Source organism: Bradyrhizobium ferriligni (genome assembly GCF_056837965.1).
In genome coordinates this window covers 42,199-58,803 of sequence record NZ_JBXEJO010000061.1, presented here as the reverse complement: position 1 = coordinate 58,803, position 16,605 = coordinate 42,199, and the positions used below count along the sequence as shown (strand labels likewise).

The following is a 16,605-nucleotide window of genomic DNA, read 5'->3' as shown; positions in this document are numbered from 1 at the left end:
GGCCCGCTCGGCATAGCCGAGCGTGCCGACCTCCCCCTTTGAAGGGGGAGGTGAGGAAAGAGACGAGGAAACGCGAGATCAACATGCTCTTCACCGCCGACCACGACGAACCGCGCCGCGCTCTACAAAAGTTCATCGCGGCCGAGATCAATCCTCATGTCGACGAATGGGAGAAGGCCGACATCTTCCCGGCGCATGAGCTGTTCAAGAAGCTCGGCGATCTCGGCTTCCTCGGGCTCAACAAGCCGGTCGAGTTCGGTGGTCAGGGGCTGGATTATTCCTACGCGCTGATGATGGCCGAGGAGCTGGGGGCCATCACCTGCGGCGGCGTGCCGATGGCGATCGGGGTGCAGACCGACATGGCGACGCCGGCGCTGGCGCGGTTCGGCTCCGACGAGGTGCGGCGCGAATTCCTGGTGCCTGCGATATCAGGCGATCAGGTCGCGTGCATCGGCGTCTCCGAGCCCGGTGCCGGCTCCGACGTCGCCTCGATCAAGACCAGTGCGCGCTCCGACGGCGATGATTACGTCATCAACGGCGGCAAGATGTGGATCACCAACGGCACCCAGGCCGACTGGATCTGCCTGCTGGCCAACACCAGCGACGGTCAGGTCCACCGCAACAAGTCGCTGATCTGCGTGCCGATGAAGACGAGGGGCGTGCAGGTCGCGCGCAAGCTCGACAAGCTCGGCATGCGTTCGTCCGACACCGCCCAGATCTTCTTCGACAATGTCCGGGTGCCGAAGCGCAACCGGATCGGCGAGGAGGGCCAGGGCTTCACCTACCAGATGATCCAGTTCCAGGAAGAGCGGCTGTGGGGCGCCGCCGCCTGCCTGAAGGCGCATGAATTTATCATCAACGAGACCATCGACTACACTCGCAACCGCAAGGCGTTCGGCGGCTCGATCCTCGACAACCAGGTGGTGCACTTCAAGCTCGCGGAGATGCAGACCGAGGTCGAGCTGCTGCGCTCGCTGATCTATCGTGCCGGCGAGGCGCTGGTGGCCGGCGAGGACGTGACCCGGCTCGCGACCATGGCCAAATTGAAGGCCGGCCGGCTCGGCCGCGAGCTCACCGATGCCTGCCTGCAATATTGGGGCGGCATGGGTTTCACCAACGAGACGCCGGTCAGCCGCGCCTATCGCGACAGCCGCCTGACCTCGATCGGCGGCGGCGCCGACGAGGTCATGCTCATGGTATTGTGCAAGATGATGGGCACGCTGCCTGGCCTGAAGCAAAAGGGAAACGCCTGATGATCACGCTCTATCACTGCGACGCCGCGCGCTCGTTCCGTCCGCTGTGGATGCTGGAGGAGCTTGGGCTGCCCTATGAGCTGAAGATGCTGCCGTTCCCGCCGCGGGTGTTCGCCAAGGAATATCTCGGCATCAATCCGCTCGGCACCATCCCGTTCATGATCGATGGCGAGACCAGGATGACGGAGTCCTCCGGCATCTGCCATTACCTCGGCACCAAATACGGCCCGACGCCGCTGATTGTCGGTGTCGACGAGCCGGCTTATGGCGCGTTCCTGAACTGGATGTATTTTTCCGACGCGACGCTGACCTTTCCGCAGACGCTGGTGCTCCGCTACAGCCAGCTCGAGCCGGAGGAGCGGCGCAACCCGCAGGTCTCGGGTGACTATGCAAAATGGTTCCTCGGCCGCCTGCGTGCGGTGGAAGCCGCCGCCGCGAAGTCGGAATTCCTCTGCGCGGAACGCTTCACCGCGGCCGACATTACGAACGGTTATGCGCTGCGGCTTGCCAGCAATATCGGCCTCGCCAAGGATTTCGGGCCGAATGTCGCGGCCTATTGGGCGCGGCTGCAGCAGCGCGACGGCTACAAGCGCGCGGTGGCGGCGGAGCAAAAAGCCGGGCAGGAACAGAACGTTGCGCCGCGGGCGCGGCCCTGATCTCGCCGAAGGCAATGTGTCCCGGAATTGATCCAGCACATCGGTGACAGCTTGCGAATTTGCGTTATGGTAGCTCCGCCGCAGCGGCCCAAAGAGCCGCGCGAGGAGGAACCGCCATGGACGCGATCGTGGACGCGAAGTGCCAGAGCTCCAGCCAGCAATCCGGTCACCGGATGCTGATTACGCCGGAACGGGTGTTCTATGCCGGGCTGCTCGGCCGCCCGCGCGAGCGCTGTCCCGGCGCATTCCATGTTTATGTCGCGATCCGCGACGGGCTGCATCTGTCGACCAGCGACGGCCGCGAGTTGCATGGCGAGCTCGCGGTGACGATGCCGAACCTGCGCCACACCATCACCAGCGAATATCGCTCGGCGATCTGCGTCGCGATCGAGCCGGAAAGCGTGCCCGACGGCACGCTTGAGGCGGTCGCCCGCCGTTTGCAAGGACCGGACTCTCATCTGTTCGCCAATCGCATTCGCAACGCCTATGCGACGCTCGCCGAGATGCAGCATCGCGATGCTATCGCGAATGTCGAGTTCGACACCATGTGCTTCGGCGACGCGCTGCCGCAGCGCGTGCTCGATCCGCGTGTCGTGCGTGCGATCGGCCGCATCGGACAGTTCTCCGGCGAGCCGGTGACCGCGGCAGGCTGCGCCGCCGAGGCCGGGCTATCGCCCTCGCGCTTCCTGCATCTGTTCAAGGAGGAGACCGGGATCTCGTTCCGCTCCTTCCGCGCCTGGAAGCGCGCGCGGCATCTGCTGCACTTCGCCAACCAGGACATCAACCTCGCGCATCTCGCGCAGGATATCGGCTATCCCGACTCGACGCATTTCAGCCATTCGATCCGTCGCTTCTATGGCCTGAAGCCGCGCGCGATCTTCTCCGGCTCGCGGGATCTTGCGATCTATCGCACCGGACAGGCCGCGAGCGAACGCGCGCTGACGTAAGGATCCGTCGTCCCGGCGAAAGCCGGGACCCATACCGCGTGATCTATCGATGGCGTGGGTTGGCAGAGACCTTTTGAAACAATAAACCGGCTGTGGTTATGGGTCCCGGCTTTCGCCGGGACGACACCTGGGATTCGCCTCCGCTACAAATTCGCGCCCTGGATCACCTCGCCGAACCGCAGCCAGCCGGGCCCTTCGATCCGTTGCAGCTGAAGCTGCTGCAGCGGGTGATGGTTGGTCGGGCTGGTGTTGACGCGGATGCCGGGCAACAGCGTCGGGACCTCGACGTCCTTCAGGTTGTTGGCCTGCGCCATGATGTTGTCGCGGCTGAAATTGCCCTTGCATTGCTCGAGCACGATTTTCAGCACCTGCGCCACCGTGTAGGCGTAGAGGTTGTAGCCCTCTTTCGGATTGCCGTCGGGGAAGTACTTCTCCATGAAGGCGAGGAAGTTCTTCACGCCGGGATCATTGGCCCAGGCGGGGTCGGCGACGTCCTTGACATAGGCCGACGAGATCGTGCCCTGCGACTTGTCGAGGCCGACAGGCGCAATGGTCGATGAGATCGAGGCGGCGCCGCTGGCGATGAAGTGCATCGGCTTCCAGCCGAGCTCATAGATCTTGCGAATCGACTGCGCGCAGAACTTTGCCGTGGTGCCCGAAATCAGCACATCGGGATTGGCGCCGCGCAGGGCCACGATCTGGGAATCGATCGTGGGATCGGTGACCTCGTGCGAGGCCACCACGGCTGCGGTCGCAAACCGCTCGCCGAGCACGTCCTTGGCCCCGGCGACGAAGTCCTTGCCGAGGTCGTCGTTCTGGTAGAGCACCGCGAACTTCGCGTTCTTGTTCTGGCTCAGCGCGTATTTGATGAACACCTGCGCCTCGGTCCGCGCGCTCGGCGCAAAGCCCATGGTCCAGGGATAGGTCTTGTAGTCACCCCATTTGTCGCCATTCACCGACAGGAACAGGTGCGGCACCTTGGCGGTGTTGATGTATTTGACGACCGACGAGTTCGGCGCGGTGCCGAGCATGTTGAACAGGAAGGCGACATTGTCGCTTTCGATCAGGCGGCGCACCTGCTCGACCGTCTTCGCCGGATTGAACGCATCGTCGTAGTAGATGTACTTGATCTGCCGGCCGGCGATGCCGCCCTGCTCGTTCAGCATCTTGAAATAGGCTTCCTGGCAGCGCGCCTGCACGCCGAGCGCGGATACCGGGCCGCTCAGGGAGGTGGTGCTGCCGATCCTGATCTCGGTTGCGGTGACGCCGGGCGTGTCCTCGGCAAGTGAAGCTCGGACGCCTGCGACTGCGGCAAGCCCCACGCCTGCCGCGCCGGTGAGCCATGTGCGCCGGTTGATCGAGACCATGACGTTCTCCCCGTGATGCCGGCTTGTTGCGCCGCTTCTGCTTTCAGCAAGGCTATCCGTCACGTGGGCTTGGCGTCTTGTGTTAACCGGCTGGCGGCTGATTGTGTCGTGAGCGCATCCACTTAGCCAGTCAACGCAAGATGGCGCGAAGGCAAAGTTCTCATCATGGGGCGATCAGCAGCGCATGTGCGCTGCAAAGCGGACAAGAGACCCATGAGCGACAAGGCCGTCATCACCTGCGCGCTGAACGGCGTGCTTACCGACCCGAAGCAGCACAACGTTCCGGTGACGCCGGAAGAGATGGCGCGCGAGGCCAGGGCCGCGTTCAACGCCGGCGCCAGCATCATGCACATCCATCTGCGGCAGCAGGAGCCGAACAAGGGCCATCTGCCGTCGTGGGAGGTTGGCGTCAGCAAGGAGATCCAGCAGGCGATCCGCGAGGCCTGCCCCGGCGTGATCATCAATCACACCACCGGCACCTCGGGCCCGAACTACCAGGGCGCGCTCGATTGCGTGCGCGAGACCAGGCCCGAGATCGCCGCCTGCAATGCCGGCTCGCTGAATTATCTCAAGGTGAAGGCCGACAACACCTGGGCCTGGCCGCCCATGATGTTCGATAACGCCGTCGAGAAGGTGCAGGACTATCTCGACGTGATGAAGGCGGCCGGCACCATTCCCGAATTCGAGTGCTTCGATGTCGGCATCGTGCGCTGCGTCGGGATGTACCGGCAGACCGGGATGTATTCCGGCCCGCTCGAATACAATTTCGTCATGGGCGTTGCCTCGGGCATGCCGGCCGATCCGGAGCTGCTGCCGATCCTCTTGAAGCTGAAGGCGCCGGAGGCGCATTGGCAGGTCACCGCGATCGGCCGTGCCGAGATCTGGCCGCTGCATCAGCGCGCCGCCGATCTCGGCGGCCATCTGCGCAGCGGGCTCGAGGATACGTTCTATCTCGGCGACGGCACCAAGGTAACGTCGAACGGGCAGCTCGTCGAAGGCCTCGCCGCCTGCGCGCGCCGCGCCGGCCGTGAGATCGCTAGCCCGGCGGAAGCGCGGCAGATCTTTGGGGTCAGGCACTAGGGCTACGCCAGCCGTCATTGCGAGCGCAGCGAAGCAATCCATCTTGCCGTTTGGAAAGTATGGATTGCTTCGTCGCTTCAGCGCAAAATTACTTCGCAATTTTGTCGCGGGCTCGTCGCAATGACGGTTGAGAGGAGAACCAAGCATGGACAATCTCGCAGCAACCGGCGGTGTCACCGGGCCGGGTCGTATCGGCCGGGTCGCGATCGGCGATCTGTTGAAGCGCGCCGCGCGGCGGTTCCCGGATCGCATCGCGCTGACCGATGGCAACCGGCAGGTCACCTTTACCGAACTCGAGCGCGACGCCAATCGCTTCGCCAATCATCTGGTGCAGCGCGGGCTGAAGCCGGGCGAAAAGATCTCGACCGTCTGCAACAACTCCGTCGAGTTCGTCAAAGCGCTGTTCGGCATTCACCGCGCCGGCCTGGTCTGGGTGCCCATCAACACCATGCTCGGGCCCTCGGATATGGACTACATCCTCGGCCATGCCGAGGTCCGCTTCGCCGTCATCGACGACGCCCTTCATGCCCAGACCGACCGCCGCGCGGCGCTGGAAGCGCGCGGCATGGAGATGATCGCAATCGACCTGACCGGCAATGCCGGCAAGACCGGATTGCAGGAGTTCAACGGTCTGCTGGAGGGACAGTCCGATATCGAGCCTGACATCGAGATCAACGACCGCGACCTCGCGATGATCATCTATACGTCAGGCACGACCTCGCGGCCGAAGGGCGCGATGCATTGTCACCTCGCCGTTGTCATGGCCGTGATGAGCAATTGTATCGAGATGCAGCTCTCGCGCGATGACGGGATCACCGGACAGTTTCCGCTGTTCCACTGCGCCGGCCACGTGCTGCTGCTCAGCTATCTCTCGGTCGGCGGCCGCATGGCGCTGATGCGCGGCTTCGATCCGGTTGCCTGCATGGAGGCGATCGTCCGCGATAAGCTCACCGTGTTCGTCGGCCTGTCCTTGATGTACCAGGCGATCCTCGACCATCCGCGCCGGCGCGACTACGACCTGTCGGGCCTGCGCTGCTGCATCTACACCATGGCGCCGATGGGCAAGCCGCTGCTCGAGCGCGCCATGGCCGATCTCTGTCCGAACTTCGTGCTGTCCAGCGGCCAGACCGAGATGTATCCGGCGACGACGATGTCCCGCCCGGAGGTGCAGCTCGACCGCTTCGGCAACTATTGGGGCGAATCGCTGATCGTCAACGAGACCGCGATCATGGACGACAATGGCAACCTGCTGCCGCGCGGCGAGATCGGCGAGCTGGTGCATCGCGGGCCCAATGTGATGATGGGCTACTACAAGGACCCAAAATCGACCGAGGAGGCGCGCAAGTTCGGCTGGCACCATACCGGCGATCTTGCCTTGATCGACGGCAATGGCGAGGTGCTGTTCCTCGACCGCAAGAAGGATATGATCAAGTCGGGCGGCGAGAACGTTGCCTCCGTCAAGATCGAGGAGACGTTGCTGGCGCACCCCGCCGTGCAGAATGCCGCCGTGGTCGGCCTGCCGCATCCGCAATGGGGCGAGGCGGTCTCCGCCTTCGTCAAGCTGAAACCCGGCGCGGCGGCCGACGAGGCCGGCATCGAGGCGCATTGCAGAAAGCATCTCGGCGGCTTCCAGGTGCCGAAGCTGGTGCGTATCCTCGAGGAGATGCCGATGACCGCGACCGGCAAGCTGCGCAAGGTCGAGCTGCGGCAGCAATACAGTGGGCATTTTGTGGAGCGCGCCTAGTGGCCATCATCGAGAACACGATTTCCACCGGCAGCGCCGCCTTCCAGGGCAATCGCGACGGCATGCTGGCGCTGATCGCCCGGATGCGCGCCCTGGAGGAGCGGACGCGCGCGGCCTCCGCCGCGGCAAAGGACCGCTTCCACAAGCGCGGCCAGCTGTTGCCGCGCGAACGCGTTGCGCTGGTGCTCGATCCCGGCTCGCCCTTCCTCGAACTGTCGACGCTCGCCGGCTACATGTTCGACGTGGCGGATGCGGACAAGAGCGTGCCCGGCGGCGGACTGGTCGCCGGCATCGGCTTCGTCTCCGGCATCCGCTGCATGGTCAGCGCCAATGATGCCGGCATCGACGCGGGCGCATTACAGCCTTACGGCCTCGACAAGACGCTGCGGGTGCAGGAGCTCGCGCTGGAGAACAGGCTGCCCTATGTGCAGCTGGTCGAGAGCGCCGGCGCCAATCTGCTGCGCTACCGCGTCGAGGACTTCGTCCGTGGCGGCAACATCTTCCGCAACCTGGCGCGGCTGTCGGCGGCGGGGCTTCCTGTCGTCACCGTCACTCACGGCTCCTCGACCGCGGGCGGCGCCTACCAGACCGGCCTGTCCGACTACATCGTGATGGTGCGCGGCCGCACCCGCGCCTTCCTCGCCGGGCCGCCTCTGCTCAAGGCCGCCACCGGCGAGATCGCGACCGAGGAGGAGCTCGGCGGCGCCGAGATGCACACATCGATCTCGGGCCTTGGCGATTATCTCGCCGAGGACGACCGCGATGCACTGCGCATCGCGCGCGACATCATGGCCAAGCTGCCTTGGGACCGTTCCTGGGATCGGCCGGCCCTCGAACCGGCCGCGTTCAAGCCGCCACGTTACGACGCCGAGGAGCTGCTCGGTATCATGCCGATGGATCACAAGCGTCCCGTCGACATGCGCCAGGCGATCGCGCGCTTCATCGACGATTCCGACTTCACCGAGTTCGGCGCCAATTACGGTCCGGCGACGGTCTGCGGCCATGCCCGCATCCAGGGCCAAGCGATCGGCATCATCACCAATAATGGCCCGCTCGACGTGCCCGGCGCCAACAAGGCGACGCATTTCATCCAGGCCTGCTGCCAATCGCGTACGCCGATCCTCTACATGAACAACACCACCGGCTACATGGTGGGCCGGGCCTATGAAGAGGCCGGCATGATCAAGCACGGCTCGAAGATGATCCAGGCGGTGACCTCGGCGACGGTGCCGCAGATCACGCTGTATTGCGGCGCCTCGTTCGGCGCCGGCAATTACGGCATGTGCGGTCGCGGTTTCCACCCGCGCTTCTGCTTCTCCTGGCCCAACGCCAAGACCGCGGTGATGGGCGGCGAGCAGGCCGCCGAAACCATGGCGATCGTCACCGAAGCCGCCGCCGCGCGGCGCGGCAAGCCGATCGAGAAGGAGAAGCTCGACGCGATGAAGGCGCAGATCACCGGCGTGTTCGACGGCCAGATGGACGTGTTCTCGACCAGCGCCCGCGTGCTCGACGACGGCGTGATCGATCCGCGCGATACGCGGACGGTGCTGTCAGAGGTGCTTTCGATCTGCCGCGAGGCCGAGGCCCGCAGCCCGCAGCGCATGCAGTTTTCGGTGGCGCGGCCATGAGCGGGGCAATCGTGAAGCGGACGCCGTTCTTTAAGGTCCTGATCGCCAATCGCGGCGAGATCGCGCTGCGCATCATGCGATCGGCACGGCGGCTCGGCCATGGCGTCGTCGCCGTCTATTCGGACGCCGACCGCGATGCGCTGCATGTGCGCGAGGCCGACCAGGCGGTGCGGATCGGCGAGGCGCTGCCGGCGCAATCCTATCTGAAGATTGACGCGATCATCGCCGCGGCCAAGGCGAGCGGCGCCGGCGCGGTGCATCCCGGCTATGGTTTCCTCGCCGAGAACGAGGATTTTGCGCAGGCCTGCCGCGATGCGGGTCTGGTGTTCATCGGTCCGTCGCCGGAAGCGATCCTTGCGATGGGCAACAAGGCCGGCGCCAAGGAGATCATGCAGCGGGCCGGCGTGCCCTGCGTGCCCGGCTACCAGGGTGCCGACCAGAGCGATGCCGTGATGCTGGCGGAAGCCAAGGCCATTGGTTTTCCGGTCATGATCAAGGCGGTCGCCGGCGGCGGCGGCCGCGGCATGCGGCTGGTCGCCGATGCGGCGGCATTTCCCGACGCGCTGCGCAGCGCGCGGTCGGAGGCGCAGGGCGCGTTCGGCGATCCGACCGTCATTCTGGAGCGCGCGATCGTCAATCCCCGCCACATCGAGATCCAGGTGTTCGGCGACCGCCATGGCAACGCCATCCATCTCGGCGAGCGCGATTGCTCGGTACAGCGGCGGCACCAGAAGCTGGTCGAGGAGGCGCCGTCGCCGGCGGTGACGCCGGAGCTGCGCGCGCGGATGGGCGCGGTCGCGGTGCAGGCGGTCAAGGCGATCGGCTACGAGGGGGCGGGCACGCTGGAGTTTTTGCTCGATCGCGCCGGAAACTTCTACTTCATGGAGATGAACACGCGGTTGCAGGTCGAGCATCCCGTCACCGAGGCGATCACCGGGCTCGATCTGGTCGAATTGCAGCTGCGCATCGCCAGTGGTGCGCCGCTCGGCTTGACCCAGGAGGACGTCAAGTTCTCCGGCCATGCCATCGAGGTCCGGCTCTGCTCGGAGGATGCTGGTCACGACTTCATGCCGCAATCCGGCCGCATGGCGCGGTGGCAGATGCCCGATGGCATCCGCGTCGAGCACGCGCTGCAGTCCGGATCGGAGATTCCGCCGTTCTATGATTCGATGATCGCCAAGGTCATCAGCCACGGCGCGACCCGCGATGAAGCGCGCGGCAAGCTGATCTGTGCCCTGGAGCAGGTCACGGCCTTCGGCGTCACCACCAATCAGGGCTTCCTGATCGATTGCCTGCGCCATCCGGTCTTTGCCAGGGGCGAGGCGACCACGGCCTTCATCGGCGACAACCGCGAAGCGCTGCTCGCGGTCCGGCCCGATCGCGGCAGCGATGTCGCGCTAGCGGCGCTGCTGCTCTACGTCACCCATCCGCACGCGCCGCCATGGCAGCGCGGCCGGTCGCTTTCTGCGACATTCCCGCTCGGCCTGCGGATCGATCTCGGCCACGGCGTGCAGGAGATCGAGATCGTTCGCGAGCGCGACGGCAGCTACCTCGCGACCCGCAACGGCGATCGCTTCAGCTTCGTGATCGACGAGCTCAGCCAGGACAGCATCCGCTTCCACCACGACGGGGTGATGGAGCAGGCCAGATTCCTGCGCGATGGCGATCGACTCTATATCCTGCATCGCGGCGTCACGCTGTCGGTGCGCGACTTCACGCTGGCGCCGCCGGAAAGCGCGACGGCGGCCGGCGGCGACGGCAAGGTCCGCGCCGCCATGAACGGCCGGGTCGTCGCGGTGCTGGTGAAGCCGGGCGACAAGGTCGCGGCCGGCCAGCCGGTGATGACGCTGGAAGCGATGAAGATGGAGCACGTCCACACCGCCGGCGTCGCGGGCACGGTCACGTCGATCGATGTCGCCGAGGGCGAGCAGGTGACGACGGGGAAGATCGTGGTGGAGATCGAGGCGGCGGCATAAAGACTGTCGTCCCGGCGAAGGCCGGGACCCACAACCACCGCTGTATGTTGTTGGAGCAAGCTGTGGCCCCAGTTTGGCAAATCAACGGGCATTCGGGGTAATGGGTCCCGGCCTTCGCCGGGACGACACTAATTTATGAGGCCGCTTGCCCCGTTCCGTCATTCAGCCAGCAGGCGACCTGATGCGCCGGACCGGCCGCCTGCAGCACCGGGCGTTCGGTCTTGCAGCGATCCATCGCGTAGCGGCAGCGGGTGTGGAAGGCACAGCCTGAAGGTGGATTGATCGGGCTCGGGACATCGCCGTCGATCAGCGGCGCGGTTCGCTTGGCCTTGGGGTCGGCGATCGGCACCGAGGCGAGCAGCGCCTGGGTGTAGGGGTGGCGCGGATTGGCGAACAGCTCGTGCTTGTCGGCGATCTCGACAATGCGGCCGAGATACATCACCGCGACGCGGTGGCTGATATGGGCGACAACCGCGAGATCGTGCGCGATGAACAGATAGGAGAAGTTCTGCTGGCGCTGCAGGTCGATCAGCAGATTGATCACCTGCGCCTGGATAGAGACGTCGAGCGCGGAGACCGGCTCGTCGCAGACGATCAGCCGCGGCCCGAGCGACAGCGCACGCGCGATGCAGATACGCTGGCGCTGGCCGCCGGAGAACTGGTGCGGGAAATTCTTCATCTGGTCGGGCCGCAAACCGACCTGCTGGAACAGTTCCGCGACACGCTCCTGCTTCTTCGCGCCCGTCGCAAGGCCATGCACGGTGAGGGGCTCGCCGACGATGTCGCCGGCCGTCATGCGCGGGTTGAGCGAGGCGAACGGATCCTGGAACACGATCTGCATCGAGCGCCGGTACGGCCGCAGCGCCGCCTTGCTGAGTGGCGCGATGTCCTCGCCATCCAGCTTGATGGCGCCGCTGGTCGGCTCGACCAGCCGCAGCACGGTGCGCGCCACCGTCGACTTGCCGCAGCCGGATTCGCCGACCAGCCCGAGCGTCTCGCCGGTGCCAAGCGCGAAGCTGACGCCGTCGACCGCATGCACGGTGCCGACCTGCCGGCGCAGCACACCGCCGCGCACCGCGTAGTGCTTGACGAGGTCGGTCACCTCGAGGAGCGGGCGCTGTTCGGTCATGACGCCTCCGCAATCTCGCCGGCGCGCCAGCACGCGGCCCAGTGATTGCTCTTGATCTCGTCGAGCGGCGGATATTCCTGCCGGCAGCGGTCGACCGCCAGCTTGCAGCGCGGCGCGAAGGCGCAGCCGGGCGGCAGCTTGGTCAGCGACGGCACCATGCCGGGGATTTCGGTCAGCCGCGCATCGGTCTTCGCGCCGAGCGCGATCACCGCCGGCATCGAGGCCATCAGCCCGCGCGTGTAGGGGTGCAGCGGCGTCTCGAACAAAGCTTCGACCGTCGCCTCCTCGACCTTCTTGCCGGCATACATCACGATCACGCGCTGCGCGGTTTGCGCGACGACGCCGAGGTCGTGGGTGATCAGGATCAGCCCGGTGCCGAGCCGCTTTTGCAGATCGACGATCAGCGCCAGGATCTGCGCCTGGATGGTGACGTCGAGCGCCGTGGTCGGCTCGTCCGCGATCAGGAGCGCCGGCCGGCACGCCAGGGCCATCGCGATCATGGCGCGCTGGCGCATGCCGCCGGACAGCTGATGCGGATATTCCTGCGCGCGACGCTCCGGTTCCGGGATGCGCACCAGCCGCAGCATGTCGACGGCCTGCTTCCAGGCCTCCTTGCTGCTCACCTTCTGGTGCAGGCGCACCGCCTCGATGATCTGGTCGCCGATCCGCATCACCGGATTGAGCGAGGTCATCGGCTCCTGGAAGATCATCGAGATGCGGTTGCCCCTGATGTCGCGCATCGCGGCATCGTCGAGCTTCAGCAGATCGGTGCCCTCGAGCGTCACCGAGCCGCCGACGATGCGGCCGGGCGGATCGGGCACCAGCCGCATGATTGACAGCGCGCTGACGCTCTTGCCGCAGCCGGACTCGCCGACGATCGCGAGCGTCTCGCCGCGACGGACCGAGAACGAGACGTCGTCGACTGCTCGGAACAGGCCGGAGTTGGTGAAGAACACCGTCTGCAGGTTCTTCACGTCGAGAATCGTATCGAACGTCTTGGCCTCGCTCATCAGCCGCGCTGCCTCGGATCGAGAATGTCGCGCAACGCGTCGCCGAACAGATTGGTGCCGAACACTGCGAGGCTGATCGCAATGCCGGGGAAGATCACCAGCCATGGCGCGGTGCGGACATATTCGGCGGCGGATTCGGACAGCATGCGACCCCAGGACGGATAAGGCTCGGGGATGCCGAGGCCAAGGAACGACAGCGACGCTTCGGTCAGGATGGTCGAGCCGAGTTGCGCGGTGGCGAGCACGATCAGCGGCGCAATCGTGTTGGGCAGCACGTGGCGCAGCGCGATCCGCGTCTCGCTCATGCCGATCGATTTGGCGGCCTCCACGAACGGCTGCTCGCGCAGCGCCAGCGTGTTGGCGCGGATCACGCGTGCGACCGTCGGGATCAGGGGAATTGCGATCGCCAGGATCACGTTCGGCAGCGATGGGCCGAGCGCCGCGGTCATGACGAGTGCGAGCACCAAGAGCGGCAGCGACTGCAGGATGTCGGTCACCCGCTGGAACACGAGGTCGACCCAGCCGGAGAGATAGCCGGAGGCGAGGCCCACGATCACGCCGAGCGTAGCGCCGAGCGTCGTCGAGCCGATGCCGACCGCAAGCGAGATCCGCGCGCCGTGGATGATGCGGCTCCAGACGTCGCGGCCGAAGGAGTCGGTGCCGAACCAATGCAGCGAGGACGGCGCAGCCAGCCGGTGCGCGGAATCGACGCTGAGCGGATCGTAGCGGCTGATGACGTTAGCGAAGATCGCGGTCAGCACGAACAGCAGCATGATGACGAGGCCGACCGTGCCGAGCACGTGGCGCTGTGCGAGGAACGCAAACCGTCCCCAGCCGCCGGTGGCGTTGGCCCCGGCACGTCGCAATTCGCTGTCGAAATTGATCGTTGCCACTTGGCCTCTTTAGTTGAGCATGATCTCAGCGCAAACGCTTCGCGTTTGTCGCAAGGAAAACCGGTTCCCACTTTTCCGGATCATGCTCAGTCTCCAAACCGGATACGTGGATCGATTGCTGCGTAGAGCATGTCGACGATGAAGTTCACAACCACCACCACGACAGCGATGAACATCACGAGGTTCTGCACGATCGGATAGTCGCGCCAGCGCAGCGCCTCGACCAGGAAGCGGGCGATGCCTGGGATGTTGAACACGGTCTCGGTGACGATCAGCCCGCCGATCAGGAACGCGGCCTCAATGCCGATCACGGTGATGACCGGCAGCACCGCGTTCTTCAGCGCGTGGTGATAGTTCACGGAGGCCTCGGAGGCGCCCTTGGCACGCGCGGTGCGGATATAGTCCTGGCGCAGGATCTCCAGCATCGAGGAGCGGGTGATGCGCATGGTGAGCGCCGCGCTGCGGAAGCCGACTGCCATCGCCGGCACGGCATAGATGGTCAGCGCCTCGATCCAGGTTTTCGGGTTGGGATTGAAGATCGGCATGGTGCCGAACAGCGAGACCGAGGCCATCAGGATCAACAGGCCGAGCCAGAATGACGGCAGCGACAGGCCGCTGAGGCTGACGACGCGCAGCGCATAATCGAGCCGTGAGCCCTGGTGGACGGCGCTGATGACACCGAGTGGAATGCCGATCGAGGCGGAGAACAATAGCGCCAGTCCGGCAAGCCGCGCCGTGATCGGAATCCGCGGCAGGATTTCCTCCAGCGCCGGCTTTTCCGAGACGTAGGAATAGCCGAGATCGCCGTGCAGCAGGCCGCCGATCCAGTGCAGATACTGGATCACGATCGGCTGGCTCAGGCCGAGCTCGCGCTCGAGATTGGCCTTGTCGGCGGGATCGACGAAGCCCGCGGCGTCGAACAGGATGTCGACGATGTTGCCGGGAACGACGCGCAGCAGCACGAAGATGATGACCGAGATCCCGAACAGGGTCACGAGCATCAGGAACAGCCGCCGCACGATATAGGCAAACACCCTGGCTCTCTCCCTGATCCCGCCTGTGTCTTGTCTTCCGGCGCGTTTTCTTGACGCGAACCGGTATCCACTTCGTTCGAAAACGCTACGCCTACTTGTCCAGCCAGACGTCTTCGTAACGATAGCCGTTATAGGAGCTGTTGGACATGATCGTGACATTCTTCACGTAAGGCTGCCAGCAGGTGCCGGTGCGGGCATGGAAGATGATCGGACGCGCGACGTCTTCCTGCAGCTTCTTGTCGATCTCCCAGACCAGCTTCTTGCGCTTGTCGGTGTTGGTCTCTTCCGACTGCTGGTCGAACAGCTTCTCGATCTCCTTGTTGCAATAATTGGTGTAGTTCCGCTCCGAGCCGCAGGCATAGTTCTCGTAGAACGACTGGTCGGGCTCGTCGACGGCATTGCCGGTCAGGTTGAGGCCGAGCGAGTAGTCCTTGCGGGCGATCTTCGGGAACCATTGCGCGGTGTCGACGACGTCGAGCTCGGCGTCGATGTAGATGCTCTTGATCTGGTCGATCAGGATGATCGCGGGATCGCGATAGACCGCGATGTTGCGGGTCGAGACCTTGATCTGCAGGTGCTTGTCCGGGCCATAGCCCGCCTTCTGCATCAGCTTGCGGGCTTCCTGGCGGTTCTTCTCGATGTCGGGACCGTAGCCGGGGATCTGCTCCAGCATGTCCTTCGGCATCGCCCACAGCCCGTCCGGTGCCGGCTCCATGGTACCGCCGATGTCACCTTGGCCCTCGAACATGATCTGGATGAACGCCTTGCGGTCGAGCGCCAGCGCCAGCGCACGGCGGATGTCGAGATTGTCGAACGGCGGCGCGGTCGAATTGATGATGATGTTGGTGGAGACGTTGTTCGGTTCCACCACGCAGACCGCATTGGGCGCCTGCGACTTGACGTCCTTGAGCAGCGGGATCGAGACCTCGGTCGGGAACGTCATGTCGAACTTGCCGGAGACGAAGCCGAGGATCGCGGTCGAGCGGTTCGGGATGATGGTGAACTCGATACCGTCGAGATAAGGCAGGCCCTTCTTGAAGTAGTCCGGGTTCTTGGTGAGCTTGATCGACTCGTTGGCCTTGAACTCGACGAACTTGAACGGGCCGGTACCGACCGGCTTGGTGCGCATCTCGGCCGGCGACACATGGCAGGGATAGACCGGCGAATAGCCCGAGGCGAGCAGCGACAGCAGCGCCGGCTGCGGCCGCTTCAGCTTGAACGACGCCTCATAGTCGCCGTTGGTCGTGACCTCTTCGACTTGCTCGTACCAGGACTTGCGCGGGTTCTGCCGGAACTTCTGCTGCGACTTGCCCATCAGCATGTCGAAGGTGCATTTGACGTCGGCCGCGGTGAACGGCTTGCCGTCGTGCCATTTCACGTCCTTGCGCAGCTTGAAGGTCAGCGTCTTGTTGTCGCCGCTCCAGGCCCAGCTCTCGGCAAGCTCGGGCCTGATCGTGCTGGCGCTGTTCTGGGCGATGTGCTGGTCGAAGATGACGAGATTGTTGAAGATCGGCATGAACGGAACGTTCAGCGAATAGGTCGCGCCCTCGTGGATCGAGGCGCTGCCGGGGCTGTCGCGGTGATAGATTCTGAAGATGCCGCCCGGTTTCGGCTCGGCTGCGCGTGAAACGTCGCCGATGATCAGCACAGACAACACCGCGACGGCCAGCGCTTGCACGCTCCGCATGGTCCCCTCCCACATTTCGGTCTCAATGGCCGATTGGCATCGACGATACCACGGTGAGGCTGTCGGGCAACCAGCGAGGATCGCGCGGGGATTGGCAATTCGGATGACGCCACAACATTAAAATTTCCGCTGATCGGGAATAATGGCTGTGATTGTGGGGAACCCGGGTTGTTTTGCTATGCAGCGGCGAAACTCCATTCG

13 protein-coding genes are annotated in these 16,605 nt (G+C 64.8%); 7 read left to right on the top strand and 6 right to left on the bottom strand.

Going from position 1 to position 16,605, the window contains the following annotated elements:
• The first annotated feature begins 83 nt into the window (after positions 1 to 83).
• From AC1VNY_RS30610 to AC1VNY_RS30600, 3 genes are all read left to right on the top strand, one after another.
• The gene (locus AC1VNY_RS30610) at positions 84 to 1,253 is read left to right on the top strand and encodes an acyl-CoA dehydrogenase family protein (RefSeq protein WP_482407952.1); all 1,170 of its coding nucleotides are present in this window, start codon (positions 84 to 86) and stop codon (positions 1,251 to 1,253) included.
• Positions 1,253 to 1,909: a glutathione S-transferase family protein gene (locus tag AC1VNY_RS30605; RefSeq protein WP_482407951.1), complete on the top strand. Its 657-nt coding sequence runs from the start codon at positions 1,253 to 1,255 to the stop codon at positions 1,907 to 1,909. Before AC1VNY_RS30610 ends, AC1VNY_RS30605 begins: the two co-directional genes overlap by 1 nt.
• 116 nt (positions 1,910 to 2,025) lie before the next feature.
• Complete coding sequence (locus tag AC1VNY_RS30600; protein ID WP_482407950.1) at positions 2,026 to 2,856, top strand: helix-turn-helix domain-containing protein; 831 nt, start codon at positions 2,026 to 2,028, stop codon at positions 2,854 to 2,856.
• Between the two features lie 143 nt (positions 2,857 to 2,999).
• Here the strand turns inward: AC1VNY_RS30600 and AC1VNY_RS30595 are convergent, their stop codons facing one another.
• Complete coding sequence (locus AC1VNY_RS30595; RefSeq protein ID WP_482407949.1) at positions 3,000 to 4,223, bottom strand: ABC transporter substrate-binding protein; 1,224 nt, start codon at positions 4,221 to 4,223, stop codon at positions 3,000 to 3,002.
• A 213-nt stretch (positions 4,224 to 4,436) separates the two neighbouring features.
• Here AC1VNY_RS30595 and AC1VNY_RS30590 point away from each other — a divergent pair, with 213 nt between their 5' ends.
• From AC1VNY_RS30590 to AC1VNY_RS30575, 4 genes are all read left to right on the top strand, one after another.
• A complete protein-coding gene (locus AC1VNY_RS30590) occupies positions 4,437 to 5,303 on the top strand; it encodes a beta-keto acid cleavage family enzyme (protein WP_461192790.1) in 867 nt (288 codons plus the stop codon).
• A 145-nt stretch (positions 5,304 to 5,448) separates the two neighbouring features.
• On the top strand, positions 5,449 to 7,047 hold the full coding sequence (locus AC1VNY_RS30585) for an AMP-binding protein (protein ID WP_482407948.1): 1,599 nt from the start codon (positions 5,449 to 5,451) through the stop codon (positions 7,045 to 7,047).
• Complete coding sequence (locus AC1VNY_RS30580; protein WP_482407947.1) at positions 7,047 to 8,675, top strand: acyl-CoA carboxylase subunit beta; 1,629 nt, start codon at positions 7,047 to 7,049, stop codon at positions 8,673 to 8,675. Before AC1VNY_RS30585 ends, AC1VNY_RS30580 begins: the two co-directional genes overlap by 1 nt.
• Positions 8,672 to 10,651 (top strand): acetyl/propionyl/methylcrotonyl-CoA carboxylase subunit alpha, encoded by a 1,980-nt coding sequence (locus tag AC1VNY_RS30575; protein ID WP_482407946.1) that lies wholly within the window; start codon positions 8,672 to 8,674, stop codon positions 10,649 to 10,651. Before AC1VNY_RS30580 ends, AC1VNY_RS30575 begins: the two co-directional genes overlap by 4 nt.
• Before the next feature lie 133 nt (positions 10,652 to 10,784).
• Here AC1VNY_RS30575 and AC1VNY_RS30570 read toward each other — a convergent pair whose 3' ends face one another.
• From AC1VNY_RS30570 to AC1VNY_RS30550, 5 genes are all read right to left on the bottom strand, one after another.
• The gene (locus AC1VNY_RS30570; RefSeq protein WP_482407945.1) at positions 10,785 to 11,780 is read right to left on the bottom strand and encodes an ABC transporter ATP-binding protein; all 996 of its coding nucleotides are present in this window, start codon (positions 11,778 to 11,780) and stop codon (positions 10,785 to 10,787) included.
• Positions 11,777 to 12,790, bottom strand: coding sequence for an ABC transporter ATP-binding protein (locus AC1VNY_RS30565; protein WP_482407944.1), 1,014 nt, complete (start codon positions 12,788 to 12,790; stop codon positions 11,777 to 11,779). Before AC1VNY_RS30565 ends, AC1VNY_RS30570 begins: the two co-directional genes overlap by 4 nt.
• A complete protein-coding gene (locus AC1VNY_RS30560) occupies positions 12,790 to 13,683 on the bottom strand; it encodes an ABC transporter permease (protein WP_482407943.1) in 894 nt (297 codons plus the stop codon). The genes AC1VNY_RS30565 and AC1VNY_RS30560 overlap by 1 nt, the downstream gene beginning before the upstream one ends.
• Positions 13,684 to 13,769: 86 nt before the next feature.
• Entirely contained in the window at positions 13,770 to 14,717 is a 948-nt protein-coding gene (locus AC1VNY_RS30555) for an ABC transporter permease (protein WP_038387887.1), read from the bottom strand.
• 91 nt (positions 14,718 to 14,808) lie between these two features.
• Positions 14,809 to 16,404 carry an ABC transporter substrate-binding protein gene (locus AC1VNY_RS30550; RefSeq protein WP_482407942.1) on the bottom strand — a complete coding sequence of 532 codons (1,596 nt, stop codon included), beginning with the start codon at positions 16,402 to 16,404 and terminating at the stop codon, positions 14,809 to 14,811.
• Positions 16,405 to 16,605: the final 201 nt, after the last annotated feature.

Coding starts and splice junctions, on each gene's coding strand:
- AC1VNY_RS30570 (WP_482407945.1), bottom strand. CDS start 11,780: ATGACCGAACAGCGCCCGCTCCTCGAGGTGACCGACCTCGTCAAGCAC.
- AC1VNY_RS30575 (WP_482407946.1), top strand. CDS start 8,672: ATGAGCGGGGCAATCGTGAAGCGGACGCCGTTCTTTAAGGTCCTGATC.
- AC1VNY_RS30585 (WP_482407948.1), top strand. CDS start 5,449: ATGGACAATCTCGCAGCAACCGGCGGTGTCACCGGGCCGGGTCGTATC.
- AC1VNY_RS30565 (WP_482407944.1), bottom strand. CDS start 12,790: ATGAGCGAGGCCAAGACGTTCGATACGATTCTCGACGTGAAGAACCTG.
- AC1VNY_RS30610 (WP_482407952.1), top strand. CDS start 84: ATGCTCTTCACCGCCGACCACGACGAACCGCGCCGCGCTCTACAAAAG.
- AC1VNY_RS30600 (WP_482407950.1), top strand. CDS start 2,026: ATGGACGCGATCGTGGACGCGAAGTGCCAGAGCTCCAGCCAGCAATCC.
- AC1VNY_RS30595 (WP_482407949.1), bottom strand. CDS start 4,223: ATGGTCTCGATCAACCGGCGCACATGGCTCACCGGCGCGGCAGGCGTG.
- AC1VNY_RS30550 (WP_482407942.1), bottom strand. CDS start 16,404: ATGCGGAGCGTGCAAGCGCTGGCCGTCGCGGTGTTGTCTGTGCTGATC.
- AC1VNY_RS30605 (WP_482407951.1), top strand. CDS start 1,253: ATGATCACGCTCTATCACTGCGACGCCGCGCGCTCGTTCCGTCCGCTG.
- AC1VNY_RS30590 (WP_461192790.1), top strand. CDS start 4,437: ATGAGCGACAAGGCCGTCATCACCTGCGCGCTGAACGGCGTGCTTACC.